General features: G+C 45.8%; 26 protein-coding genes. 7 read left to right on the top strand and 19 right to left on the bottom strand.

Annotated elements, in window-relative coordinates; all coding sequences use genetic code 11:
- Positions 1–100 precede the first annotated feature (100 nt).
- Positions 101–1057: a thioredoxin-disulfide reductase gene (gene trxB, locus FD975_RS03150; RefSeq protein WP_215303037.1), complete on the top strand. Its 957-nt coding sequence runs from the start codon at positions 101–103 to the stop codon at positions 1055–1057.
- 68 nt (positions 1058–1125) lie between these two features.
- Here the strand turns inward: trxB and FD975_RS03145 are convergent, their stop codons facing one another.
- Entirely contained in the window at positions 1126–1467 is a 342-nt protein-coding gene (locus FD975_RS03145) for a DNA-binding transcriptional regulator (RefSeq protein ID WP_215303035.1), read from the bottom strand.
- Between the two features lie 210 nt (positions 1468–1677).
- Between FD975_RS03145 and ppa the strand changes: the two genes are divergently transcribed.
- From ppa to FD975_RS03130, 3 genes are read left to right on the top strand one after another with little or no spacing between them, the layout of a single operon-like run.
- Positions 1678–2214, top strand: a complete 537-nt coding sequence (gene ppa, locus FD975_RS03140) for an inorganic diphosphatase (protein ID WP_215303033.1) — start codon at positions 1678–1680, stop codon at positions 2212–2214.
- A gap of 17 nt (positions 2215–2231) precedes the next feature.
- Positions 2232–3851 carry an NAD+ synthase gene (locus FD975_RS03135; RefSeq protein ID WP_215303031.1) on the top strand — a complete coding sequence of 540 codons (1620 nt, stop codon included), beginning with the start codon at positions 2232–2234 and terminating at the stop codon, positions 3849–3851.
- Between the two features lie 51 nt (positions 3852–3902).
- A complete protein-coding gene (locus FD975_RS03130; protein WP_215303029.1) occupies positions 3903–4241 on the top strand; it encodes a P-II family nitrogen regulator in 339 nt (112 codons plus the stop codon).
- Positions 4242–4275: 34 nt separating this feature from the next.
- Here FD975_RS03130 and FD975_RS03125 read toward each other — a convergent pair whose 3' ends face one another.
- Positions 4276–5328, bottom strand: coding sequence for a helix-turn-helix transcriptional regulator (locus tag FD975_RS03125; protein ID WP_215303027.1), 1053 nt, complete (start codon positions 5326–5328; stop codon positions 4276–4278).
- Positions 5329–5414: 86 nt separating this feature from the next.
- Positions 5415–6041 (bottom strand): response regulator transcription factor, encoded by a 627-nt coding sequence (locus FD975_RS03120; RefSeq protein WP_215303025.1) that lies wholly within the window; start codon positions 6039–6041, stop codon positions 5415–5417.
- A 228-nt stretch (positions 6042–6269) separates the two neighbouring features.
- Between FD975_RS03120 and ilvD the strand changes: the two genes are divergently transcribed.
- Positions 6270–7958 carry a dihydroxy-acid dehydratase gene (ilvD, locus tag FD975_RS03115; RefSeq protein ID WP_215303024.1) on the top strand — a complete coding sequence of 563 codons (1689 nt, stop codon included), beginning with the start codon at positions 6270–6272 and terminating at the stop codon, positions 7956–7958.
- A 95-nt stretch (positions 7959–8053) separates the two neighbouring features.
- On the opposite strand, the gene FD975_RS03110 is transcribed toward ilvD, so the two are convergent.
- The 15 genes from FD975_RS03110 to FD975_RS03040 form a co-directional block, all read right to left on the bottom strand.
- Positions 8054–8542, bottom strand: coding sequence for a copper chaperone PCu(A)C (locus FD975_RS03110; protein ID WP_215303022.1), 489 nt, complete (start codon positions 8540–8542; stop codon positions 8054–8056).
- A gap of 22 nt (positions 8543–8564) precedes the next feature.
- A complete protein-coding gene (locus FD975_RS03105; protein WP_256443844.1) occupies positions 8565–8981 on the bottom strand; it encodes a DUF2244 domain-containing protein in 417 nt (138 codons plus the stop codon).
- Positions 8982–9028: 47 nt separating this feature from the next.
- A complete protein-coding gene (locus FD975_RS03100; RefSeq protein ID WP_215303019.1) occupies positions 9029–9343 on the bottom strand; it encodes a hypothetical protein in 315 nt (104 codons plus the stop codon).
- Positions 9340–9927: a hypothetical protein gene (locus tag FD975_RS03095; RefSeq protein WP_215303017.1), complete on the bottom strand. Its 588-nt coding sequence runs from the start codon at positions 9925–9927 to the stop codon at positions 9340–9342. The genes FD975_RS03100 and FD975_RS03095 overlap by 4 nt, the downstream gene beginning before the upstream one ends.
- An 80-nt stretch (positions 9928–10007) precedes the next feature.
- Positions 10008–10385 (bottom strand): DUF2946 domain-containing protein, encoded by a 378-nt coding sequence (locus FD975_RS03090; RefSeq protein ID WP_215303016.1) that lies wholly within the window; start codon positions 10383–10385, stop codon positions 10008–10010.
- A 25-nt stretch (positions 10386–10410) separates the two neighbouring features.
- On the bottom strand, positions 10411–10827 hold the full coding sequence (locus FD975_RS03085) for a DsrE family protein (protein ID WP_215303014.1): 417 nt from the start codon (positions 10825–10827) through the stop codon (positions 10411–10413).
- 85 nt (positions 10828–10912) lie between these two features.
- Entirely contained in the window at positions 10913–11287 is a 375-nt protein-coding gene (locus FD975_RS03080; protein WP_215303012.1) for a hypothetical protein, read from the bottom strand.
- A 23-nt stretch (positions 11288–11310) separates the two neighbouring features.
- The gene (locus FD975_RS03075) at positions 11311–13494 is read right to left on the bottom strand and encodes a TonB-dependent receptor (protein ID WP_215303011.1); all 2184 of its coding nucleotides are present in this window, start codon (positions 13492–13494) and stop codon (positions 11311–11313) included.
- A gap of 40 nt (positions 13495–13534) precedes the next feature.
- Complete coding sequence (locus tag FD975_RS03070) at positions 13535–13744, bottom strand: hypothetical protein (protein WP_215303009.1); 210 nt, start codon at positions 13742–13744, stop codon at positions 13535–13537.
- A 43-nt stretch (positions 13745–13787) separates the two neighbouring features.
- On the bottom strand, positions 13788–14159 hold the full coding sequence (locus tag FD975_RS03065) for a DUF2946 family protein (RefSeq protein WP_215303007.1): 372 nt from the start codon (positions 14157–14159) through the stop codon (positions 13788–13790).
- Positions 14160–14242: 83 nt separating this feature from the next.
- Entirely contained in the window at positions 14243–15742 is a 1500-nt protein-coding gene (locus FD975_RS03060; protein WP_215303005.1) for a tripartite tricarboxylate transporter permease, read from the bottom strand.
- Between the two features lie 39 nt (positions 15743–15781).
- The gene (locus tag FD975_RS03055) at positions 15782–16252 is read right to left on the bottom strand and encodes a tripartite tricarboxylate transporter TctB family protein (protein ID WP_215303004.1); all 471 of its coding nucleotides are present in this window, start codon (positions 16250–16252) and stop codon (positions 15782–15784) included.
- A gap of 175 nt (positions 16253–16427) precedes the next feature.
- Positions 16428–17435 (bottom strand): tripartite tricarboxylate transporter substrate binding protein, encoded by a 1008-nt coding sequence (locus FD975_RS03050; RefSeq protein ID WP_215303003.1) that lies wholly within the window; start codon positions 17433–17435, stop codon positions 16428–16430.
- A gap of 181 nt (positions 17436–17616) precedes the next feature.
- Positions 17617–18093 (bottom strand): DUF1854 domain-containing protein, encoded by a 477-nt coding sequence (locus tag FD975_RS03045; RefSeq protein ID WP_215303001.1) that lies wholly within the window; start codon positions 18091–18093, stop codon positions 17617–17619.
- Positions 18090–20438 (bottom strand): ABC transporter ATP-binding protein, encoded by a 2349-nt coding sequence (locus tag FD975_RS03040; protein WP_215302999.1) that lies wholly within the window; start codon positions 20436–20438, stop codon positions 18090–18092. Before FD975_RS03040 ends, FD975_RS03045 begins: the two co-directional genes overlap by 4 nt.
- Positions 20439–20648: 210 nt before the next feature.
- On the opposite strand from FD975_RS03040, the gene cphA (FD975_RS03035) reads away from it, so the two are divergent.
- On the top strand, positions 20649–22841 hold the full coding sequence (gene cphA, locus FD975_RS03035) for a cyanophycin synthetase (RefSeq protein WP_215302997.1): 2193 nt from the start codon (positions 20649–20651) through the stop codon (positions 22839–22841).
- Entirely contained in the window at positions 22842–25412 is a 2571-nt protein-coding gene (gene cphA, locus FD975_RS03030) for a cyanophycin synthetase (protein ID WP_215302995.1), read from the top strand. It abuts the gene before it with no gap.
- Positions 25413–25509: 97 nt separating this feature from the next.
- Here cphA (FD975_RS03030) and FD975_RS03025 read toward each other — a convergent pair whose 3' ends face one another.
- A complete protein-coding gene (locus tag FD975_RS03025) occupies positions 25510–26520 on the bottom strand; it encodes a class 1 fructose-bisphosphatase (RefSeq protein WP_215302994.1) in 1011 nt (336 codons plus the stop codon).
- Positions 26521–26568 lie beyond the last annotated feature (48 nt).

The following is a 26568-nucleotide window of genomic DNA, read 5'->3' as shown; positions in this document are numbered from 1 at the left end:
GATTCTCAGGGGGCTGGGGGCTTAAAGGGGTTTTGGACTTCGGGTATGCGGTTCTTGCCATGTTCTTCCGATTGTAATCAAGCAATCCTATAATTTGAATATGACTACAAATACCCCAAAACACTCTAAAGTTCTCATCCTCGGTTCGGGCCCTGCCGGCTACACGGCTGCCGTTTATGCAGCCCGCGCCAATTTGAACCCAACCCTTATTACCGGCTTGGCACAGGGCGGTCAACTAATGACCACTACTGATGTAGAAAACTGGCCTGCAGACCCAGATGGTGTCCAAGGACCTGAACTCATGGATCGCTTTTTAAAGCATGCAGAGCGCTTTAATACCAACATCATCTTTGACCACATTCATACTGCAGCCTTAACTGAAAAGCCTATTCGTTTAGTTGGCGATTCTGGCACCTACACCTGTGATGCTTTAATTATTTCCACGGGCGCATCTGCTCAATATATCGGCCTTCCTAGTGAGGAAGCGTTTATGGGTCGTGGCGTCTCTGGATGCGCAACATGCGATGGCTTCTTTTATCGGAATCAAGACGTTTGCGTAGTGGGTGGCGGTAACACTGCTGTTGAAGAGGCACTCTATCTCACAGGAATTGCCAAGAAAGTAACCGTGATTCACCGTCGCGATAAATTCCGCGCGGAGCCAATTCTCAACGACCGCCTCATGGCGAAAGTAACTGAAGGCAAAGTGGAGCTCAAGTTGAACTCAACTCTTGATGAGGTCCTGGGCGATGAAAAAGGTGTGATTGGTGTTCGCATTAAGAAGGCTGATGGCAGCACGGAAGATATTGCTGTAACTGGTGCCTTTATTGCAATTGGTCACAAACCCAATACCGAATTGTTTGTTGGTCAGCTCGATATGAACAACGGCTACATCAAGACTCACTCTGGCCTGGAAGGCAATGCAACTGCTACTAATATTCCAGGCGTATTTGCGGCGGGTGATGTGCAGGACCACATCTATCGCCAGGCAATTACTAGTGCGGGCACAGGCTGTATGGCTGCTTTGGATGCACAACGTTACTTGGAGACTTTGGATTAACAAAAGTAAACCAGGCATCAATTAAAAATGCCTAGCAATGCTAGGCATTTTTAATTCTAGTGTAGCCATCAAACGCTGAGAGCCAACAATGCAATCTCAGGTGCTCTATCTAAAATTTTCAACAAAGCTTTAGCTGCACCAGTGGGACTGCGTTTACCTTGCTCCCAGTTTCGAATGGTTTCTAGAGAGACTTCGATGCGCTTAGAGAACTCCTGCTGAGATAAACCAATTCTCTCGCGCACACCTTTTGCATATTGAGCGGCATCCAACATAGCCTCAGCATCATCCTGCTGTTGATGCAATTTAATTAAACGCTCTGATGTTGCATCCAGTAGTTTCTTATCGACGAATCCCTTAGGGAAGCCGCTTGGATTATTTGGATCCACGCTAACTCGAATGATTTTCTTCATATCAATTCCTTTTGACTAATAGTAGGCCAATGGCCTACTATTAGTCAAGCAACCTAGGGCACCTATCTATAGGTATTACTGCAGAAAGCCTTAAAATAGAAGTCAGAAAGCATTCATGGCTTTATTAACAGGAATAGGTTCAATCTTCAGCAGTATGGCTCTGCCTCTTTGCTAAGATCGAACGCACATTAATCACTAAGCGGAGTATTTATGAGTTACGACAAGGTCAGCCCAGGCAAGAAAATCCCAGAAACATTCAACGTCATTATTGAGATCCCAATGAATGCGGATCCAGTGAAGTATGAAGTGGATAAAGAAACTGGCTGCCTCTTCGTAGATCGCTTCATGGGTACAGCAATGCACTATCCATGCAACTACGGTTACATCCCAAAAACGATTGCTGGTGACGGCGATCCTGTTGACGTTCTCGTTATTACTCCATTTGCATTGGTACCAGGCTCAGTAGTGAGCTGCCGCGCCATCGGAATGTTGGAGATGGAAGATGAAGGCGGACAAGATGCGAAGTTGTTGGCTGTTCCAGAAGATAAGATTTTGCCAATCTACAAGCATTTGCAAAAGCCTGAAGATGTAAACGAATTACTCCTCGCTCAAATTCAACACTTCTTCGAGCACTATAAAGATCTCGAAAAAGGTAAGTGGGTAAAAGTTAAAGGTTGGACTGGTGTTGCTGGTGCCCATAAAGAAATTTTGGATGGCATCGAAGGCTATGCCAAGTCACAGAAGTAATTGATTTGTAATTGGGAGTGAGCTCGCAAAAAATTGCCCTGGCGCAAATCAACCCTCTTTTGGGTGATTTGCCCGGTAACGCGCAGCTCATTTCTCAAGCCGCCGCAAATGCTTATGCACAAGGCGCCACACTAGTTCTCACGCCAGAGCTCTCGCTCACTGGCTACCCTCCAGAAGACTTACTGCTGCGCCCCGCCTTTATTGAGGCTGCCGATCGTGAGCTCAGTTGTTTAGTGCTGGAACTCCAGAAATTTCCAGGATTGACCGTGATTGTTGGTCACCCCAAAAAGACTGTCGCTGGTTTACAAAACTATGCGTCAGTCATTCGTGATGGCAAAGTCATTGCCGGTTATGCCAAACAAGAATTACCCAATCATGAAGTATTTGATGAGGTGCGCTACTTCACACCAGGCAACGAAGCCTGTGTCTTTGAAAATGCCGGCATCCAATATGGACTCATTCTGTGTGAAGACGCTTGGCATGCAGGCCCTTCTAAGCAGGCTCATGCTACTGGCGCCCAAGTACTCCTGGTTCTCAATGCCTCACCTTATCACCTCCAAAAAGAATCTTTACGTATTGAGGTGCTGCGCAAACAAATTGCCTTAAGCAAGATGCCTTTGGTTTATGTCAATGCAGTAGGCGGCCAAGATGAATTGGTTTTTGATGGTGGATCCTTTGCCTTGAATAGCGCGGGCAAGGTAGTGATGACCATGCCACAGTTTGAAACCGCTCTAGGCTATGTCGATGTCAATGCATCCGCCGACTTAGAGATAGGATCTCTAGTTCCTCCATCAAGCGTAGAAGCTCAGGCCTATCAAGCTCTTGTTTTGGGTGTCCGAGACTATGTTCAGAAGAACCGTTTTCCAGGAGTCATTATTGGCCTCTCGGGTGGGGTTGATTCAGCATTAGTTCTGGCAATAGCTGTTGATGCATTGGGGGCAGACAAAGTTCGCGCCGTCATGATGGCCTCTCGCTATACCGCTGATATCTCTTGGATTGATGCTAGAGAAATGGCTCAGAATCTGGGTGTTCAATATGATGAAATCCCCATTAGCGAACCTGTTGATGCTTTAGAGCATGCCTTGGCTGAGCAATTCAAGGGCCTCAAACTGGACGCCACCGAGGAAAATATTCAGGCGCGAGTACGTGGCACTCTCCTAATGGCGCTCTCTAATAAAACCGGCCGCCTAGTTCTTACAACCGGTAATAAAAGTGAAATGGCTGTGGGCTACTGCACTCTCTATGGAGATATGGCCGGTGGCTTTGCAGTCATTAAGGATATCGCCAAAACCTTGGTCTATCGCTTGTGCGCTTACCGCAACAGTATTGCCCCAATTATTCCGGAGCGGATTTTGACGCGCGCTCCTTCTGCAGAATTGCGTCCCGACCAAACCGATCAAGATAGCCTGCCATCATATGAAGTATTGGATGGCATCGTAGAGCGCTATATGGAGCAAAACCAATCCATCGCCCAAATTATTGCCGCCGGCTTTGATCCAGAAAGCGTAGAAAAAGTTACCCGCCTGATTAAGCTCAATGAGTACAAGCGTCGCCAAGCACCTCCGGGTGTTCGTGTGACCACCAGAGCCTTTGGGCGTGACTGGCGCTATCCTATTACCTCCCAATTTAGGGCGTAACTGGGCATTGGTTTTCAGTTCTAGGTATGATTACTGTATTAAGGGGAATATATGAAGCTAATCACATCCATTATTAAGCCGTTCAAACTTGACGAAGTTCGTGAAGCCTTAGCTGAAGTAGGCGTTACCGGACTCACTGTTACTGAAGTTAAAGGCTTTGGTCGCCAAAAAGGTCATACCGAACTCTATCGTGGAGCCGAGTATGTAGTCGACTTTTTGCCTAAAGTAAAAGTAGAGGTAGTCGTTGCATCTGATCGCGTAGACTCCGCAATCGAAGCAATTACTAAAGCAGCACGTACTGGCAAGATTGGCGATGGCAAAATTTTTGTTAGCCCAATTGAGCAGGCTATTCGTATTCGTACTGGCGAGACTAACGACTCAGCAGTCTAAACACTGCCCTCAGAAGATGCTAACTCCCAGTGAGTTAGCGCAACTGAGAGTCGGTCCGGTCAGGCGACGTAGTCACCACCTCAGCAGCTTCCAACACTAGAGTTTTGTGATTTGAATTAGTCAGGCGGACTTTTGCGCCCTGAAAAAAGATATCCACCTGAGAAAGGTCACTCGTTAGGACTTTAAATGGTGGTTTGCCATAAAAAGATGCGCCTACACCAGACTCAAGCAACTTATTTTGTAACTTTCCAGAAGCATCGTTTACGCAGACAACTTGCTTTGATTTTGCTTGCACATAAACCATTTCTGCCGCCTTACGAGGTGCATCTGGTTTGTAACTGATGATGCCCTCCTCAGCAGGACAGGCTGTTGATGCCTCAGCACTGACAACGGGAGCCGTAAGCACTGGGGCAACAACTGCCGGAGGGGCTGTAGCAACTGGGGGAGGCTCCGCTGGGGTTGCCGCAGGAACTGGCTCAACAATTGCCTCCTTAACAACAATGATTTCTTCTGGCTTCTCCGCAAATAACAATGGGCGCAAATTAATCACAGCAAAAACTGCAGCAGCAATCACGCTCAGCCAAAGAAAGCGGTTCTTTTGTGATTTAGGTTTTGATTCAGCTGTGGCACTAGGCGATGAATTTTCTGTGGACTGAACTTTTTTAGCGGGCTCTGGTATTTCTTTTGCCAGTTCTTTTACTGATTCTTTTGGCTGAGCAACTTCTTCCGCTACCTCTACCCTTGCAGGTTGAACTCGCTTCTCTTCCTCAAGCTTTGGAGTTTGAACCAACTTAGCTTCTGCAATAGGCAGATCATCTGAACTTGGAGTGAATATCTCTTGAGCTTGGGCGCCGTAGTCAAACGCATCCTCATCACTTAAGTTGAGTAGCTTCGCCACTTTTTTAGCAGCCGTAAATTTAATTTGAGCTCCGTAGAAGGAGCTCATTTCACCACTTTCGATTTGCTCAATCTGACGAGTAGACAGACAGGCTTTTACGCCAAGCTCCTTAGTGGAGAGGCCAAGCTTTTCCCTAGCCTCTGCAAAGGCCTCTTTGACAATCTCAGGTGGCGTAGAGTTTGAATTCACAAAAGTACTTTAAGTGCTTTAGATAACAAAATAAATTAATAAGAAATCATAGTCAGGAAACAAGCCTAGGGAAATTAGCCCAAGAGCTAGCTTTTTTGGAAATTTTCTAAATCAGACTCAAGATACTTTGCGACTAATACCTGCACTGATTCCACGTTCATCTTATCCATCACTCTAGCCTTATGGACCTTAATCGTGGCATCTGTCGTTCCCAGTTTGACTGCAATATCCTTATTAAGCAATCCCTTGACTAGCCAAAAGCAGACTTCCCTCTCCCTGGGCGTCAGTGTTGCATAGTCTTTCTTGGTTTCTACCTCTTTAGAAACGCGTTTTAGCTGGCGTCTATCAAACTCTAGGGCATCAGCAACGGCCTTCAATAAATCCTCCAAATTGAAGGGTTTAAAGAGGAAATCGACAGCGCCACGCTTCAGGCTTTTGACGATTTGATGAGGGTGGCTCTGGCCACTGACAAACACAATCGGGGTTTTACGACCCAGTTGGACCAGTTTTTCCTGCAAATCTAATCCAGTCATATCTGGCATTTGCATGTCGAGCAGGATGACTGCGGGTGCTACCGGCACTGAATGCTCTAGAAATGTCACTGCGGAGGAGAAATCTTCCACGATATACCCCACGTCTTTTAGCATCCGACTCAGTGAGGTGCGCATCGACTCATCGTCGTCAATTAGGTAGATGTGGCCAACTTTAGTCATTGAATTTGAAGGAAAAAGTAGTAGGTAGAGCCAATGTACCGCAGCTTTTTTACTAAGGATATTAGCCCTCAAGCTAATTCTGAGCCTTAATCACCAAATACAATAGAACAATCTGCTTATTGCAAGCTATGAAACAGGGCAGGAAGTCTGCATAAACCCCTGCGTTCCACCTAGTCTCACGGCACAATAGAGCTTTTCGACAAATTCTTTTCTGGAGTCAATATCAGCATGAAACGCCTTAATGAACGCTCGCGCAATGTCACCGAAGGGGTTGCTCGTGCACCCAATCGCTCAATGTATTACGCGATGGGCTACCAAGAGAAGGATTTTGTTAAGCCGATGGTTGGCGTAGCAAACGGTCATTCAACCATTACTCCTTGCAATAGCGGTTTGCAAAAACTGGCAGACGCTGCGGTAACCGCCCTTGAAGAAGCTGGCGCAAAAGCACAAATGTTTGGTACCCCTACCGTGTCTGATGGCATCGGCATGGGTACTGAGGGCATGAAGTACTCCCTCATCTCCCGTGAGGTGATTGCTGACAGTATTGAAACTTGCGTTAATGGATTATGGCAAGACGGCGTTGTGGTTATCGGTGGCTGCGATAAAAATATGCCAGGTGGCATGATGGCAATGGCCCGCACCAATGTACCAAGCATCTATGTGTATGGCGGAACAATTAAACCTGGTCATTTCAAAGGCAAGGATCTGAATATTGTTTCTGCGTTTGAAGCCGTTGGTGAATTCACCTCAGGACGTATGAACGAAGAAGACTTAAAGGGTGTTGAACAACACGCCTGTCCAGGTAGCGGCTCTTGCGGTGGTATGTATACAGCGAACACCATGAGCTCCTCATTTGAGGCTTTAGGTATGAGCTTGCCTTACTCCTCCACAATGGCCAATGAAGATGCTGAGAAAGTTGCCAGCGCTCATGAGTCAGCGATTGTGTTAGTTGAGGCTATTAAGAAAAATTTGCGTCCTCGTGACATCATTACCAAAAAATCCATTGAGAACGCAGTGAGCGTGATCATGGCAGTTGGTGGATCTACCAATGCCGTTCTCCACTACCTAGCAATTACTAGTGCTGCTGAGATCGACTGGACTATTGATGACTTTGAACGTATTCGTAAGCGTGTTCCTGTCATCGTGGATATGAAGCCTTCTGGACAATATTTGGCAACTGACCTTCACCAAGCTGGCGGTATTCCGCAAGTCATGAAGATTTTGCTTGATGGCGGACTCTTGCATGGTGATTGCATGACTATTACCGGCAAAACAATCGCTGAAACATTGAGAGATGTTCCCTCAGTTCCACGCGCTGATCAAAAGGTCATTCGTACTTTAGATAACCCACTGTACAAGCAAGGTCACTTAGCTATTTTGAAGGGCAACATCTCCCCAGAGGGTTGCGTTGCCAAGATTACCGGCCTCAAGAACCCGTCCATTACCGGCCCAGCTCGTGTATTTGATTCTGAAGATGATGCCATGGCGGCCATCATGGCGCAAAAGATCAAAGACGGTGACGTCATGGTCATTCGTTACGAAGGCCCTAAAGGTGGTCCTGGTATGCGTGAGATGCTTGCCCCTACCTCTGCCCTCGTTGGTCAAGGTTTAGGTGAGACAGTCGGCCTCATCACTGACGGACGCTTCTCTGGCGGTACTTGGGGCATGGTGGTTGGTCACGTTGCTCCTGAAGCATTTGTGGGCGGTGTAATTGCCCTTATTCATGAAGGCGACTCTGTGACGATCGATGCTCATAAGTTACTCATTCAACTCAATGTGAGTGATGAAGAGATTGCTAAGCGACGTGCTGCTTGGGTACAACCTAAACCACGTTATACCCGCGGCTTACTTGCCAAGTATGCTCACCTCGCCAGCACTGCAAGTAAAGGTGCAGTAACGGATCTGAATTTGGATTAATCCCAAACAACAAATTCAATGCGGTAAAACAAAAGCCCCTAAGTAAAACTAGGGACTTTTTTTATACCTTTGCTACAAGTTACAAAAGCGAGTGCTTAGTGCTTCATCGCTCCGCCGTGGCCACCAGCAGGATTGCCCATCGCATTGACAGGCATCTTCACTTCAACTTCACCCGCTTTAGCAAACTTGAGTTTGACTGGAACAGTTTCGCCGGCAGCCAAGGGTGCCTTGATGTTCATAAACATTAAATGTAAGCCGCCTGGCTTCAATTCCACTGCACCACCTGCTGGCACTGGTATATCTTTCACTTGGCGCATTTTCATGACATTGCCTTCCATAGCCATTTCATGCAACTGAACTTCACCTGATACTGGTGAGCTTGCAGAGATGAGTTGATCAGCAGCGCCTTTGTTTTCAATCTTCATAAAGCCGCCAGCTACTTGCTGACCAGGAACTGTAGCACGCGTATAGGCGTTTTCAATTTGCACGCTACCAACTTTAGCATTTTGCGCTTGTACAGTAGCAGGCAAACCTAAGCCAACGACAGTAGCTAGTAAAGCATTTAATAATGTATTACGTTTCATTCGAACATCCTCCTAGTTAATCTTAAATCCCGAGATATCTCTCAAGTTCTTTTCCAAACTGCTCTCGCCCATTGGTACCAACAAAAAAACCAATTGGCACCTCTTTAGCGGAAGTCTTCAAAACCAAATCTTTTCCCGTTGATTCGTTATAAACCAACTTAGTCCAAATAGTGTTGAACTCATGTTGTTGAATCTTGCCACCCCAACTTCTTTCAAACAATAACTGCTTTCCTGAAATCGCAATCTTTTCGTAATCCAATGCATGACGTGTATAGACATATAAGGCAATAGTGACCGCCAGAATCTCAATAGAGGTAAAGATGAGAATTATCCAAGCCCCAATCAAATAAAAATAGCCTGCCACTAAAAGAGAAAAGGTCACAATAGATATGTAGAAACCTCCCACCTGCTTAGGGGAAAAGGAACAATTTCTTTTCATCAACCAAGTTTGCATTCTGCTACTTTAACTCCAACAAAAAATAAAACTCATTCAGCTGGCCTATCAGACTCTATCAAGGGATAAGCATCTGCCACATAAGCCGGGCCCTTTGATAGCATGATAATTAAGGCGGCAATGGCTAAAGTCAGAACCATACTCAGAAAGAAGATCTCTGTACTGATAACCAAGATATCAATGATTCGCTCCGCTTTAGATGACAACAATAATCTTGCCAGCAAGCTAGGTAGTGAGATTGCTAGAATACCCATTACCGTAAATTGGGGCAACCGAAGTAAAACCTTGCGCTCCAAACCTGGCGCATAGGTTTGATATCCAGGCAATTTCCTTAGCCACTTACTCATGCTGCAAGTCTATCGTAATAACTATTAGTGCTGCCACGTACGAAGATATCTCTTTTTTCAGCCAGCTCAGATCTCAGGGAGTCGAGCCTCTCATCAATCATGGCATAGACAGGTCGCAGGGATTTAGCCTGCTCAGAAAGCAAACTACTGAGTTCACGCTTGGAAAAAACACTCATACCAGCAGTGCCCATTAAAGCAAAAATACCGGTGCCTAGCTGACGCTTGTATTTTTCAATGTCGTTAATCTTTTTATACAAAATGGCCAGGTCTTTTAAATAGCTTCTACCAATCTTCTTGGGAACATAACCCAAGTAGTGATCGTCAAAACCCTGAATCAAAGCGTCATCTGAAGATAAGTCTTTAGGAAGCTTAACCAGAAGTGCCCTTCTAGAAGAATGATTAATCCAAATATACCGGATCAGCTCTACACAGGAGTAGCGGTCGATCGGCTTACGCGATGGAAAGTGATTGTCACAATAATGCCCTTCGAGCAAATTACTCGGCAGCAAGATCTCTTGCGACACTTTAGAAATAATCTGTTTTGCTGTTGCCCCAGTTTCAGGGCGTTCAATAATGGCGTACATCTAAACCTCCACATTCATTCTTAAATCAAGGGCAAACATTCTTGCCAAACGACATGACAAAGTCATGCCAACAAAGCGATTTAAAACTGGGTGGGCGGCGCTCTAGATGGAAGTTTGACCCATGCAGAGAGGATCTGAGGGGCTTGATAAGAGCTTAATGATTGAGCTATATAGCCTTGTGGGGCTACAAACTCCAATGCACCGATACTAGGTAATAAATAGATTGGCTGAACTACGCAGTATGGGCAGTGACTACCTATAGCAGACGATGAAGAAGTTTCATCATCACCGATGACCTGGGTCATTTTGCTGCCACCGGTAGTACAAATCTCAACTACAAAACCTTGGCCGCTATTGGCCAAAGATAAAGCCTGTGAAACAGCAGGCGCAAGCGCACCAACCAAGATAGCCAAAGCGGCTATCCAGTGAACGAGCTTACGGTGCTTAATAAAATGCATGACTAATAGTACTAAAAATATTGGATTACCAAGTCATTGTCTTGGTGTTGTCTTTAAATAAAGCCTCACCAGTTACTTTAGCGCCACCCATTTTGATGCCAGGCAATAAATCCGCTTCAGTAAAACCGTAGTGCTTTAAGCACAATGGGCACATAATGACTGTTCCACCTTTAGCAATAATCTCAGCCAACATCTTCTGCTGCTCTGGATACTTGGCTGCACCGGATTTCACGCCAAGGTACACACCTTTATCGCTCAAGAAAACACTTAATGGATGGCCAGCTGCATTCATATGCGAGCCGAAGTTAAATGCCATCGTTGCGCGATGCGGCTCATCACTTGTCAGGCTGACAAATAAGGGATCATTGGCACCAGCAAATGCTGATAGTGATAGCGCTGCTAATACTGCGAGTACAGCTGATTTCAAAGTTTTTGTAAACATGTCCTACTCCTTTTTAAAAATAACAATTAATTTTCCGAAAATGATTTATGAGCATACCCATGTGGATCAAATATGCTTTAAGCGCTTAATGAGCCACGTGATGCGGGGTTCCAGCAATAATTCCTGAGACTAATGGTTGATTCGAAAATCCATAAATCTCTAAACAACTTGGGCAAATAATCACCTTAGCGCCACCAGCAATTGCCTTTAACAGAGCCAGCTCTTCATTTGATTTATGACCATTAGATGCAAGCCCAAGAGACACCGCTTTATCATTCAGATAAATAACAATCGGATAACCTTTTTCCGCATATTGCCGACCAGCATCCACAGCCATTAAAACCTTGACTGGATCATTGGTAGCAAGATTAATGTAAATAGGCTCTTTAGCAGCAAAAACAGATAAAGGCATAGTGATGGTCGCCAGCATAGCCAAAATTCTTAAAGCTCTAGAGATCATCGCTTGCCTTTTCCTTGCTTCAATTAAAACTTCATGTTTGCTGAAACGTAGAAAGTTCTACCCATTCCTGCAACTGCAGTACCCCACGGAGATCCTCCGGTGTTGTTCATGGTCATTGTTGGGCCTTGACCTAAATAGGCACCTCCTTGTGGCAAAGCATACAACTTGTTAAGCAAGTTCTCGATGCCAAAGTTCACGCGATATTTTTTATCGTCATATGAAGATCGCAGGTTAAATAATGAATATCCACCGGTAGCAATCTCATTTCTAACTGAGTTCAAATTCGTTTTAGCGGTAACAAATTGCCCCTGGATTGTATTTGTCCAATTAGCGCCCAAGAACTGAACTAAGCCAACCGTACCATTGAGCGGTATGATGTTATATAGATTGGTTCCAGCCGTTACGTTTTGACCACGCGTATACGAGCCTTGTGCGTTCAACTGAAATTTTCCTAACTGAGCATGCTTACCGAGAGCTGTAAAACCAGATAAATCAATTCCATAAAGTTGCGCATCTTGATTGACGTACTTAAGGACATTAAATTGATTAGCGGTACAGCTTGAATTACATGTAGCATCTATATAGTTACTTACATAGGTGTAATACGGGTTCGTCTTGAATCCCCATAGCTCTTTATTTACATCATGCCAGTCACTTGCAAAACTAAACGTGTTGGCTACCTCTGGCGCTAACGTTACTTGACCAACATAACCATTGCCGTCACCTACGAAGTTATTCATAATTGCAGCCATGCTATTGGAGGACCAGGTATAGCGTTCGTATAGATTGGGGGATCTCGTTTTGCGTGAATACCCCGCCTCATAGTTTTGACTCTGATCAGGCTTATACCTAGATAAAGCCGTTAAATCCCAGTTGTAGTCGGTTTGTTGGTGTTGCTTAGCATTAAAGGCATTTGCATCTGCCCCATACATCATGGCGCTCGTACTATAGCCCTGAACATTTCCGGCATTAGAGGCGACCTGCTCAATGCGTACGCCAGCAAGACCCATCCACTCTTTTGCCCACTGTTGCTCTAGCTCACCAAAAACCCCTAGCCTATCCCTGGTTCCATTATTAATATTCTGAAATGTATTTGGTGACATCATCATGGTGCCCGCTACAGGAGGCCACCAATCATTCAATTTGTAAGTTTGGAATAAGCCCCCAACTCTAGCTAACTGGGTTTCTGAGAGTGGGATAGTTCCTTTGACATCTACCCCATTCGTAGAACTTGCAGTCAACATGGGCATGGCAGTTTGTGGAGTCAAGTTAGTGGCAGAAGTTGTTCTCGCCCCTTGGTTGTCATCCATTTGGTGATTCACCATTTGGTTGTAGGCCTGAGCCTCCAACTTACCCCAATCGTATTGACCGGTGTACTTCAAATTAAATTGCGTTCCGATATTTTTAGTCATATCCATACGCTGATTTGAATAGCCCTCAAATGGAACAAATTGATAGCTGGTTTTAAATTCAACCAAGTGGTTATCTTTTTGCCAAGCTAATGAGAGCTGTTGGTTTGTAGCGATATATCTTGATGCACCAACAACATTGCCATTAAGTCCATTGCCTGCAGGTTTAAAATTTCCGCCAGCAGTGTAGTTATTTGCTTTTGCTGAATCTACTGTGTAGGTAGCGCTAAATTCGTCACCAGCTGCTGTTAGGTTGATATTGCCAGCAATGGCTTGCGCATTACTACTGTAAGAAGCACCCACCTCACCCTGCTGTAGCGTTTCACCTTTATTGGCAAATACTGGGGGCAAAGATTGAACAGAAACTACGCCACCTAAGCTATCACCACCAGCACTTACTGGCGAAAGGCCAGTAATCACTTTTACACTACCCACATTAGATGGGCTGATATATGAGAGTGGCGAGTTCATATGATTTGGACAGGAATACAAGAGTGGCATACCGTCCACGCTTACTGCAACTCGATCATCCGCCAAACCATGGATTGCTGGCAAGCCAGATACGCCACCACCGGTATACATGCTTACACCGGGGATATTCAGGATCATAGCTGCAGTATTGGGGGTATTTACACGCGACTGATTAAGCCCTTTGCCTGTGAGCGTTGTTTGCGTAAGAGGCGCTTCCTGAATCCCAGTCACAGTGAGGGCATCCAAATTAGGGGCGGCTTGACCGTATGCATTAGTAAGCATCAAAGATGCAACTAAGGCTATCGGCGTTATTTTTAAGACTTTCATGTTGACTCCAGGATTTTTAATAGCTAATAAATTGAATTTTTTACTTATGAATGGAAGCAATTGGCGTGAGCACAAGCTTCGCGCTACCCAAGGGGGTATGGGCATTGATTGCATTAGAAAGAATTAAATAGCTGGCATAGAGAAGCCAAATGGCTAGCCCCATAGCAATGCCGATATAAACGCGCTTTAGGCGAGATGAAACTTTTTCAGATAAAAACATGTACTTCTCCACACAAGATTGCGGCAACATGGTGTCGCCTATCGCATAGCAAAGCTATGCCCTAATTAATAAATTAGGCTTGTGTAGGAGGTGCTGCTGAGGGAGGGGTTACCCAAACAGCGAGTGGCTTGGGTGACTGATAGAAAAGCTGTGGCAGCAAAGCAAGTGTTTGCGGTGCCTGGAATGTCAGATTCGTGTTAAATGCTGGAGTGATAGCTGTGTGAGCGATGCAATAAGGGCAAGGCTGCACTTCTGCGACGTCTGCTTGATCTTCACTTTGAATATTGATCTGCGATTTAGTGCCATCTGCAGCACAAATCTCCATTGCAAAACCTTGACCATGTTTAGCAAGCGACACCGCTTGAGAAACTGCTGGCGCAAGCGCACTCATTGCGATTGCTAAAGCAGCAATCCAGTGAATGAGGTGGTTTTTGCGGGAATTCATGATGTGGTGATTTTATCGGATTTTTTGTTCCAATAGAAAAAGGGGCTTGCGCCCCCTTTTCTTTACTCATTTAGCGCTTTAGCTTACGCTGCAGCAGCTTTTTTCTTGCCGATTACTTTGCTGATTAAAGGCCATAACAACAAGAGCAACGCCAAGCCACTGATACCGCCTACTAGGTAGTTTGAGAAGAAGATATCTAAACCGCCGCCAGACATGAGCATGGACTGACGGAAAGAGTCTTCTGCACGGTCACCCAATACTAAGGCGAGAACCATCGGAGCCATTGGGTAGTCTAGTTTCTTAAAGACATAACCAACCACACCGAATATCAGCATGAGCCATACGTCAAATGAAGCATTTCCTACCGTATACGCACCCACTGCACAGACCACCAAAATAACTGGCGCAATGATTGAGAAAGGAATTCTCAAAATCGATGCAAAGACAGGGACACAAGTTAACACCACGATCAGACCAGCGATGTTTCCAAGGTACATACTTGCAATCAATCCCCATACGAAGTCAGACTGCTCAACGAACAGCAATGGGCCAGGCTGGAGACCCCAGATCAGCAAGCCACCAAGCAACACAGCTGCTGTTGGAGATCCAGGAATACCTAAGGACAACATAGGCAATAAGGCAGCAGTACCTGCAGCATGAGCTGCCGTCTCAGGAGCAATCACCCCTTCGATTTCACCTTTACCGAACTTGTCGCCATTTTTAGAAACGCGTTTTGCAACACCGTAGGCCATGAAGGAAGCTGGTGTAGCGCCACCTGGAGTAATACCCATCCAGCAACCGATTAAGCAACTGCGCAATGAAGTCGCCCAATACTTTGGCAATGTAGCCCAAGTTTCCAATACAACCTGACGGCGAATTTTTGCAGCAGCGCCTTTAAATTGCAGACCCTCTTCCATGGAGTCCAAAATCTCGCCGATACCAAACAAGCCGATAACCGCAATCAAGAAGTCGAAACCACGCATGAGTTCTTGACTTCCGAAAGTTAAACGAAGTTGTCCAGTTACGGTGTCCATACCTACAGTAGCCAGCGCAAAACCAAGCATCATTGATGCAATCGTTTTGAATGGCGAACCCTTACTCATACCCACGAAACTACAGAAGGTGAGCAAGTAAACCGAGAAGAACTCTGGAGGTCCAAACTCTAGCGCAAACTTAGCAATTAATGGGGCTAAGAAGGTAATCATCACGATGGCAAAGAATGCGCCAACAAATGATGAAGTAAACGCAGCAGTTAAAGCCTGTCCAGCCTTACCTTCACGAGCCATTGGATAGCCATCAAAGGTGGTTGCAACGGACCACGGCTCACCCGGAATATTGAAGAGAATCGATGTAATCGCCCCGCCAAATAATGCGCCCCAGTAAATACAGGACAGCATAATAATTGCAGAGGTAGGCGGCATAGTAAATGTTAAAGGCAGCAAAATCGCGATACCGTTAGCACCACCTAAACCTGGCAATACGCCAATAATCACGCCAAGTGTTACGCCAACAAACATTAGTAATAAGTTGAATGGCGTCAAGGCTACAGCAAAGCCTTGAAATAGAGCGCTAATTTCTTCCAACTTGATCTCCTTCTTATTTAATTTTTGTAATTGTTATTTTTATTGCACACCAACAATCGCTAATGGATTGAAGAGTGCGCCATGCGGGAGCGGAACTTGGAACCAAATCTCAAAGACCATAAAGAGCGCAACAGATACACCCAAACCAACCACAATCGATTTCCAAAGCGCGTATTTTCCTAGCCATCTCATAAATACCGCAATATAAATAAATGCAGAAACATAGATACCAATTAACTGCATTCCGAGAACGAAAACAGCTGCTGGCAATAAAACAGAGAGGACCTGTTTGAATGGGCCCTTATCAACAAAAGATTCCTCTTCTTCACTCTTATCGGCGTAGGCCTTATAGAGAGTAACTGCACTAGCCGCTGACATGATCAAGCTAATGTAGAAAGGGAAATAACCCGCCTCAGGGCCATCCGAACCCCAGCCATTGCCTAATTTGATAGAGCCATACATAAAAATGGCACCCAAGACAATAAACAAGGCTGCAGTAATCATATCCATTGTCCGGACGCTAACGAGCGACTCGTGACTATTATTATTTGAATTTTCAGACATTACTTCGATCACCAATATGAAGGTTAATTAAAAAAACAATATTGAACTACTTCTAGAAATCACTAAAAGTAAATTTATCTACTCAGGGATAGGGCCCCGGATTCGAGGCCCTATTTAAAGATTACTTCTTAGCCAAGAAACCAGCTTCAGTCATCAACTGCAAGTGAAGCGCTTCGTTCAAGGTCAACCAGTTTCTAAATTCCTTACCGGTCATGAAGGTTTGATTAAATGCACCCTTTTCCATGAAGTCTTTCCACTCAGGTGTGGCACGAACTTTCTTGAAAAGCTCTACATAGTAATCAACTTGCTCTTGTGTTACACCAGGAGCCATGAAGATACCGCGCAACATCACGTAGTCAGTATCCACTCCAACTTCTTTACAAGTTGGCACGTCGTTCCATGAGAGAGTATCGGTCATCTTTTGCTTGTAAGGCATACGAGTGTCATCAAATACGCACTGAGCACGCAACTTACCTGCACGCCATTGAGCAACAGCCTCAATTGGGTTGTTTACAGATGAATCAATGTGGTTGCCAACGAGCTGAACTGCTACAGCGCCACCCCCTTTGAAAGGCAAGTAGGTGAACTTGGCACCAGTTGCTTTCTCAAGCGCTACGGTAATGATTTGATCTTCTTGCTTAGAGCCTGTACCGCCCATGCGGAACTTACCAGGACCTGCTGCTTTTGCTGCAGCAATATATTCAGGAGCGTTTTTGTAAGGCTTATCAGCATTGGTCCAGAGAACAAACTGGTCTAGAGCCAACATAGCTACCGGAGTAATTTCTTTCCAGTTAAATGGAACGCCAGTTGCCATCGGCGTAGTGAACAAGTTTGACAGCGTAATGATGATCTTGTTTGGATCGCCCTTAGCTTCCTTAATTGCCAAGAAACCTTCTGCACCTGCACCAGCAGACTTATTAATTGGAATGATCGATTGCTTCATCAAGTTATGCTTGGTGACAATACCTTGGATCACGCGAGCCATTTGGTCAGCACCACCACCAGGACCGGCAGGAATAATGAACTCAACTGGCTTGGTTGGCTCCCAAGCAGCAAAAGCAGGTGAAACAGTTACAGCACCGAGGGCTAATGCGGTGGAAATCAATGCCCCTTTTAACTTCATCTTCATGAACGCTCCTCCAAAAAATTTTTGAATACCAATATTACTTTGGCTTTTCTTTGTTGTGTGATGATTTTTGATCGATCCGGGCACAGATCTCTTGATTGGCATCAACAATATTTAAATCGATACCTAGGGCTTTCACTAGTTGAATTAGTAATAACCCTAATAAAAATTAGCAGTGAAATTGCTATCTGAAGCGGTCCAAAAGCTTCTTGCTAACCTTATCGAGCTTCGTGGAATCTGAGATCAAGAACTGTAGTCCATTGGAGTCAGCAATCAGTAGCGTATTTCCGGCAATGCGACGAATATCTTCCTCACCTTTGAGGCGAATCCTGGTGGGGCCTCGGTCAGTTTCAATATCCCAAAGACTTGGAGTGGCAAAAGTAGACACTTTGATGATCTTTTCAATCACGGGCATGAACTCACGAGCTGCCAACTCTTCCTTAATAAGAGCAAAGTCACCTTCAGGAATAGTCTTGGCATCATCAAACCAGCACAACTCTTTACCAGACTGGTCCATGATGGAGATTCCGGCCTCTGGCTCTGTAATTGGGAACGCCCTTACTGGAAAGACGCCAATGTGCGAAGTTCCCCGAGCATCTGTAAACACTAGACGACCAAGGGCATCGCGCTCCAGAGTATAGGATTTTTGATGGTGACTCATACCCCTCCCCCGACATCTTTGGCAATAACTTGAAGTCGCTCTTCATCTATTTCATTTTGATTCTCATCAATGCTCTCGCCAATCGCACCACCTTCAACCAGTTCTGCAGCGTGGCGAAGTTGCGCTTGATACAAAGCGTAATACGCACCCCTTGCATCCATTAACTGATCATGTGATCCGATCTCCACAATCTCTCCCTTATCTAGCACTACTAAGCGGTCAGCTTTTCGAAGAGTAGAAAGGCGATGAGCAATCGCAATCGTCGTGCGACCTTTCACCAGATTATCCAATGCGCGCTGAATTTCTTTTTCAGTTGTGGTGTCTACCGATGAGGTTGCTTCATCCAAAATCAAAATGCTTGGATTAATTAAAAGCGCACGTGCAATTGAGATACGTTGACGCTCTCCACCAGAAAGAGATTGGCCACGCTCACCTACCAAGGAGTCGTAACCCAGCGGTAAGCGCAGAATAAATTCGTGAGCATGTGCAGCGCGTGCTGCTTCAATAATTTCTTCGCGCGAAGCATCTGGTTTTCCGTACGCAATATTTTCTGCAATCGTGCCAAAGAATAAGAAGGGTTCTTGCAGTACCAAACCAATGCGCTTGCGATAGTCCGCAATTCCGATGCTACGAATGTCGCGCCCGTCTAATGTGATGGCGCCTGAACTCACATCATAGAAGCGGCAAATCAAATTCACTAGCGTGCTCTTGCCTGAACCGCTATGGCCCACTAAACCAATCATTTCACCTGGAGCAATGTCCAGATCAATCCCCTTAGAAACGGCACGATTGCCATAACGGAAACCCACGCCCCTTAAGGAGATTTGACCCTTCACTTGCCCCAATGGCGCTGGATTGATTGGCTCGGGAACACTGGAAACATGATCCAAGATATCAAAAATACGTTTGGCACCAGCAGCAGCTTTTTGGGTATGCGAAACAATACGACTCATGGAATCTAATCGAATGTAAAAGCGTCCGATATAGGCCAAGAAAGCGATCAACACACCTACTGTCACTTTTTGATGAGCCACCTGCCAAATACCAAAACCCCACACTACCAAGAGGCCAGTTTCAGTTAATAGCGTAACTGTTGGCGAGAACAAACCCCATACTCGATTAACGCGATCATTAATTTGCAAATTGTGCTTATTCGAATCTACAAAACGTTTGAGCTCGCGTTCTTCTTGAGCAAAAGCCTTGACAACCCGAATGCCTGGAATCGTATCCGCCAAAATATTAGTCACTTCAGACCAAATGCGATCAATCTTTTCAAAACCAAAACGCAGCTTATCTCGGACCACATGAATCATCCACACAATAAATGGCAATGGCGCGAGAGTTACTAATGCTAGCAAGGGGTCAATCGAAACTAAAATTGCTGCAGTCATCGTGATCATGATCACATCGGTCGCAAAGTCCAAAGCGTACAAAGATAAAAATACGCAGATGCGATCCGTCTCAGCACCAATACGCGCAATCAAGTCACCAGTTCTTTTGCCGCCAAAATACTCCAAAGATAATTTCAGCAAATGCTCAAAAGTGGTATTGCGTAAATCTGCCCCGATACGCTCACTCACCAATGCAAGTAAGTATGTTTTCCACCAACCCAAACCCCAGGCTACGACAGCGGCAACAAATAAAGCAATGAGATATTTGCTTGCTAAATTGAAGTCAATCGGATTACCTTTTTCATATGGGATCAATACGTGATCCATTAAAGGCATCGTCAAGTAAGGCGGGATCAAAGTAGCGCCGGTTGAGAGCAAAGTCAGAAAAAAGCCCAATAAAAGCTCTTTTTTATAGGGGCGCGCAAAACGCCACAGCTTAAATAAGGTCAAAGTAGATGGAGGAGCATCATCTTCAGGATCGCAGGTGGGGCAAGCTTCTGAATTGGCTGGCTTTGGACTTAAACAAACTGGGCAAACCTGTTTATCGTATTCAGAAGCCTCAGAATCCTTGACGATCTGGGCACCAGCCATGAACTGCTTATAGGCACTCTGAAGGCGCAATATTTGAGGATTAACAGCCAAAGTAAAGCGCCAAAGCCTCAGCAAAGAGACCTCAGACTCCAATTTCAGATAACCCACTCCAGCGTGATCTCCCTGGAGAAGATGGGCTCCAGAGCTAATCGGCCAAAATTCTGAGTGGGTGCCATCTGTCCAAAAAAGCCCTGACGGGATCAAGCAAAGAAGGCTTTTTTCAAAGCGCATCATGTCGTCAAGATCCAGCTCAACCCATGCCAGTATGGAATCCAGCCCTTTTACCGGGGACTGATCGGCCTCTAATGCAGCAACCCATTGAATGGGTACAGAGGGTACGGATGGGGAAATGTCTGGCTTCATTAGTCCTAAAAGTATAGTGGAGCTAGGTTTCTAAGATTTAATGATGCTGTCAACTTTCAGAGCTAGAAAGCCGTTAAATTATCGAAATAGTCTTTTTTATGTATTTTTGCTAATTTTGTGGATTTTGAACAATTACTAGAACCAGAGAGATAGTCTGAGACATCCCCGCCCTCACCTTCCGATGCGGCGCTGAGTTTCCCCATTCCACACATGCCCCAATTACTAGATAAAACCATTGAAATCCTGAGCCACCGACATCTGCGTGGCCCCAATATGTGGAGCTACAACCCTGCTCTTGAAGTTTTGATCGATATTGGCGATCTAGAAGACTATCCATCCGACTTAATTCCCGGTTTCTACGATCGTCTTTGTAAATGCCTTCCAAGCTTGCATGAACATCGCTGCAGCTACGGAGAACCCGGTGGGTTTTTAAAACGTGTTGAAGAAGGCACCTGGCCTGGGCACATTCTCGAGCATCTCACTATCGAGCTTCAAAACCTAGCTGGAATAGCTGGTGGTTTTGGCAGAGCGCGTGATGGTGGTCGCCGAGGCGTTTACAAAGTCATTGTGAGTGCCACTGAAGAAGCGGTGACATTGCAAGCGTTTAAGTTTGCGCGTGACCTCCTCCTCACCCTCATTCAAGATAATGGTGATGCCATTGCTCTACGAGAGCAGATCATTGAAGAACTTCGTGATTTAAGTGACGATCTCTGCCTTGGCCCCAGTACAGCCTGCATTGTCAACGCTGCTACTGTTCGAGAAATTCCTTACATCAGGCTGTCTAGCGGCAACTTAGTTCAACTCGGATATGGCTCCAAGCAGCGACGTATTTGGACAGCAGAAACTGATCAAACTAGCGCCATCGCAGAAACTATTTCGCGCGATAAAGATCTGACTAAGAGCTTGCTCGCGAGCGCGGGGGTTCCAATCCCTGAAGGTAGAGTTGTTACAAGTCCTGATGATGCTTGGGAAGCCGCGCAAGATATTGGCTTACCAGTAGTTGTGAAGCCGATTGATGGCAACCATGGTCGTGGCGTATTTATCAACCTCTATACCCAGCAAGAAATCGAAGCGGCCTACGCTGTAGCAATTAATGAAGGTAGCGAGGTTTTAGTTGAGCGCCACATCATTGGCGATGAACATCGCTTGTTAGTGGTCGGCAATAAAGTAGTGGCAGCCGCTAAAGGGGAAACTGTTTGGGTCACCGGTGATTGCAAGCATACTGTTCTTGAACTTATTCAAATTCAGATTAACTCTGATCCGCGCCGTGGCACGACTGAAGAGTGTCCTCTTAACCCAGTTCGGATCGATTCTGCAGTTGAGCTAGAGCTGGCTCGCCAGAAACTAACTGGTGACAGTATTCCAGCGGTTGATCAAAAAGTATTGATTCAAAGTAATGGCAATGTGGCATTTGATGTGACTGATTTAGTTCACCCTGAAGTAGCCCACCAAGTAGCTTTGGCTGCACGCGTTGTAGGACTTGAAATTGCGGGAATTGACCTCGTTGCGCAAGATATTAGTAAACCACTAGAGTCGCAGAACGCCGCCATTGTTGAAGTGAATGCAGGTCCAGGTTTATTGATGCACTTAAAGCCTGCCAGTGGCACTCCACAACCTGTTGGCGAAGAAATTGCAAACCATCTCTTTCCTCCAGGATACGATTTCAGAATTCCAATCGTTGGTATTAGCGGTAATTCCGGAAGAACTATCGTCGCTGAAATGGTTGCCCACTTCATAAGATTGACCAATGTGCATGTTGGGCTCTCTACTAATCTTGGCCTGTATTTTGGTAACAGATCGATCAAAAAAACATCTCCTTCCCACTGGGAAAATGCACGACGCACTCTTCAAAATAGAGCGATTGAAGTTGCCGTCCTTGAGAATGACAATGCATCCTTATTGCTAGAGGGTCTCGCATATGATCAATGCCAGGTTGGGGTCGTCCTCAATATTGATCCACTCAAACTCTTTCCTGAACATAACATCAGCGAAGAAGATCAATTATTTAATGTAGTGCGCACCCAGGTTGATGTCGTATTACCCACTGGCACCAGCGTATTAAATGCAGATGATCCAATGATTGTCAAAATGGCTGAGCTCAGTAAAGGTGAAGTCATGTACTTCTCTCAAGAGTCGAACTCTCCTGTAGTTACTGCTCACCAAGAAAAAGATGGTCGCTCAATTATTGTGAGTCCAACTGTAATTACGCTCAAGCAAGGCAAGGTAGACAAGTTGGTGATTCCAATTCCTCCAGCAGTGAAGGAGTCATCCCTTGAATGGGCGCCACACTTAAGCCTTGCAGCTGCTATTGGTGCGGCCTGGGCTTTGGATATTCCTTTCAACGTTATCGAAGCTGGAGTTGAAACATTTGTTTCTAGCTCCAATATTCCAGCAGGGGTTTAATTGGAAATCACCCGTATTCGCATGTTGCGCGGCCCAAATTTATGGAGCCGCCATACCGCCCTAGAGGCTATTGTCTCTTGCGATGAAACAGAGCGCTCAATCGATTCTATTCCCCATTTTGAAATCAAGATTCGCGAACGCTTTCCCCAATTGGGCAATATGCGTCGTGGCGGCCATAATGAAGTTCTCTCTCTGGCACATGCCTTAGAGCATGCTGCTTTAGGACTTCAATCTCAAGCGGGTTGCCCAGTCACTTTTAGCCGCACAGTACAAACGGTTGATGTCGGCGTCTATCAAGTCGTCGTGGAATACACAGAAGAAGTTGTTGGACGCATGGCTTTTGACTTTGCTTTTGGGCTTATTCAAGCAACCCTGAGTGATGTGCCTTTTGATTTAGCTGCGGCCCTCTCAGAATTAGAAGCCTTGTATGAAGATGTTCGCCTAGGACCTAGCACTGGTTCTATCGTCGATGCTGCCGTACAAAGAAATATTCCCTACCGCCGTATGACTGAAGGCAGCATGGTGCAGTTTGGCTGGGGTAGCAAGCAAAAACGCATTCAGGCAGCAGAGACTAGCGACACTAGCGCGATTGCAGAAGCAATTGCACAAGATAAAGAGCTGACCAAAAACTTATTGGCAGCTGCAGGAGTTTCTGTTCCCACTGGTGAAGTCGTTACTACTGCGGATGATGCATGGCGCGCTGCTCAAAAAATTGGTGGCCCCATTGTTCTGAAGCCTAAAGATGGCAATCAAGGCAAAGGGGTTGTTGCCAATATTCAAACTGAAGCAGAGGTTCGTGCTGGCTTTGTAGTCACCCAGGCTTTTGGACGCCAAACCATTGTCGAGCGTTATCTCCCTGGAGCTGACTACCGCTTGCTGGTGGTGGGTAATCGCCTCTCTGCTGCAGCGCGCCGAGAGCCGGCTCAAGTGGTTGGTGATGGCAAACATACCGTATCAGAGTTAGTTGATCTAGAGAACAAAAATCCATTGCGTGGCGATGGTCATGCAACTGCATTAACCAAGATTCGTTTTGATGACATCGCGCTTGCGCATCTAGCCAGCAATGGCCTAAGCCCGAAATACATCCCCAAGACGGGTGAGCGCGTTTTACTCCGAAACAACGCCAACCTTAGCACCGGCGGCACTGCCACTGATGTGACTGATGATGTACACCCCGATGTAGCGGCGAGTGCAATTGCTGCTGCCCAAATGATTGGGTTGGATATTGCGGGCGTTGATATTTTGTGTGAGGCAATTTACAAACCTCTAGAGCCGCAAGGTGGTGGCATTGTGGAAGTCAATGCAGCGCCTGGATTACGGATGCATCTCAAGCCCTCATATGGCAAGGGCCGACCTGTAGGTGAAGACATCATCAATATGATGTACCCATTGGGTGAGGATGGACGTATTCCAGTGGTAGCTGTTACAGGTACTAATGGCAAAACCACTACCGTGCGGCTCATATCTCATTTGCTCAATGAGACCGGTTTGCGTGTGGGCATGACAACTACCGATGGCGTATACATTAACCATCGTTTAATTGATTCTGGTGATTGCAGCGGCCCCAAGAGTGCTCGCAATGTGCTCATGCATCCTGATGTTGATGCCGCTGTACTCGAAACTGCTCGCGGCGGCATGTTGCGAGAGGGTCTTGGCTTTGACCGTTGTGAAGTAGCTGTTGTGACTAATATTGGTGAAGGTGATCACCTGGGACTGAACTACATTACCAGTGTAGAAGACTTAGCAATTCTGAAGCGTGTCATTGTTCAAAATGTTGCCCCAACTGGCGCTGCCGTGCTCAATGCAACAGATCCCATCGTAGCTAGGATGGGCGACTTCTGCACCGGTCGAGTGATCTTCTTTTCTCAAAATCAACATCACCCTGTTATTGCAGCCCATCGCGCCAAAAACAAAAAAGTGATTTATTTTGATGGCGCTCACATCATCTGCTCTAAAGGAGAGCGCGTACTTTTCCGATACCCAGTCAGTGAGATTCCATTCACACAAAATGGTGTACTGGGCTTCCAGATTGAAAATGCAATGGCTTCTATTGGTGCAGCCTGGGCCCTCGGTTTGGATGCGGAAAAAGTGGCTCGTGGCCTCCATTCTTTTGAGAGCACGGCTAATTCAGTGCCTGGACGCTTTAATCAATTCCAGCATAAAGGCGCCACAGTGATTGCTGACTATGGTCACAATCCAGATGCCATGCGCGCACTAACCAGCGCCATCGAAGCCATGAAACCTAAAAAGAGTCATGTGGTGATCAGTGGTGCCGGCGATCGTCGGGATGAAGATATTCGTGACCTGACTCGCATTCTTGGTAATAGCTTTGATAATGTCATTCTTTATCAAGATCAGTGTCAACGCGGTCGCGAAGACGGTGAAGTCTTAAAGCTTTTGCAAGAAGGTTTAGTAGGCACCAAGAAAGCTAAACAAGTTAAAGAAATTACCGGTGAATTCCTCGCAATTGATACTGCGCTTAATGATTTATCTCCTGGTGACATCTGCCTGATTCTCATTGACCAAGTAGAAGAATCTCTAGCCTACCTTAAAGAGAAAGTTCAGCCTTAATCAAGACTTGCTTTTGTAGCCCCAACAAAAAGCCCAATCCGTGATTGGGCTTTTTAATTGATCACCTAATTGGTCAACTAAGGGTTTTAGTAGTTGCTTATGTCTGAGAGTGATAGTGCTGGAGTCGCTCAATCTCTTCCTTGGAACCCAACATGACAGAAACGCGCTCATGCAATTCTGTAGGAACCATATCCATGATGAGTTGCTCGCCATTAGTCGATGCGCCACCAGCCTGCTCCACTAAGAAGCTCATCGGATTTGCTTCATACATCAGGCGTAACTTGCCTGGCTTGTGGGGTTCACGTTGATCCCATGGGTACATAAAGATGCCCCCACGTGATAAAACACGATGCACATCGGCAACCATGGATGCAATCCAGCGCATATTGAAATCTTTATCTCGCTCACCACTGACACCAGCCAAGCACTCATCAACGTAGCGACGCACAGGCTCAGCCCAGTGGCGCATATTGGACATATTGATAGCGAACTCTTTGGTTGAGTGAGAAATCTCAACCGCATGCTTAATCAAAACAAACTCGCCAGTCACTTTATTTAGAGTGAACATCACTACGCCATCGCCCATAGTTAATGCCATCGTGGTTTGCGGTCCGTAGACAACGTAACCCGCAGCAACTTGGTGACGACCTGACAATAAAAAATCCTCTGTCTGCAATGGCGCTGCAGGATCTTGCTTTTTCAGCACCGAGAAAATCGTTCCGATAGAGACGTTGACATCAATATTAGAAGAGCCATCTAGCGGATCAAACAACAATAAGTAGTCGCCAGTACCTTGGACTGGAAGCGGCAATTCCATCTCCTCAGAAGCTAGACCAGCTAGAGATTTGCAACCCTGTACGCCGTCAATCAATAAGTCATTGGCAATGACATCCAACTTTTGCTGAACTTCACCCTGGACGTTACCAGTACCAGCAGAGCCTAACAAGCCAATTAGAGCGCCTTGAGCAACCTCATGACTCAAGGTTGAGCAAGTATCAGCAACGGCCAATAACAACTCTTGTAGGCCCACAGGAATGCCTGCACCCTTAACCTTGGCGGACGATAGATATTGCTTGAAATTGGTATTAAAAGTACTTGAAGCGCTCAAAAGGAGTTTCTCCGTAATGGGGTTTATTTCTGTATGGGCTCTATTTTG

It is taken from the genome of Polynucleobacter sp. AP-Jannik-300A-C4, assembly GCF_018688335.1.
Lineage (GTDB): Bacteria > Pseudomonadota > Gammaproteobacteria > Burkholderiales > Burkholderiaceae > Polynucleobacter.
This window is presented reverse-complemented; position numbering and strand designations above follow the sequence as displayed.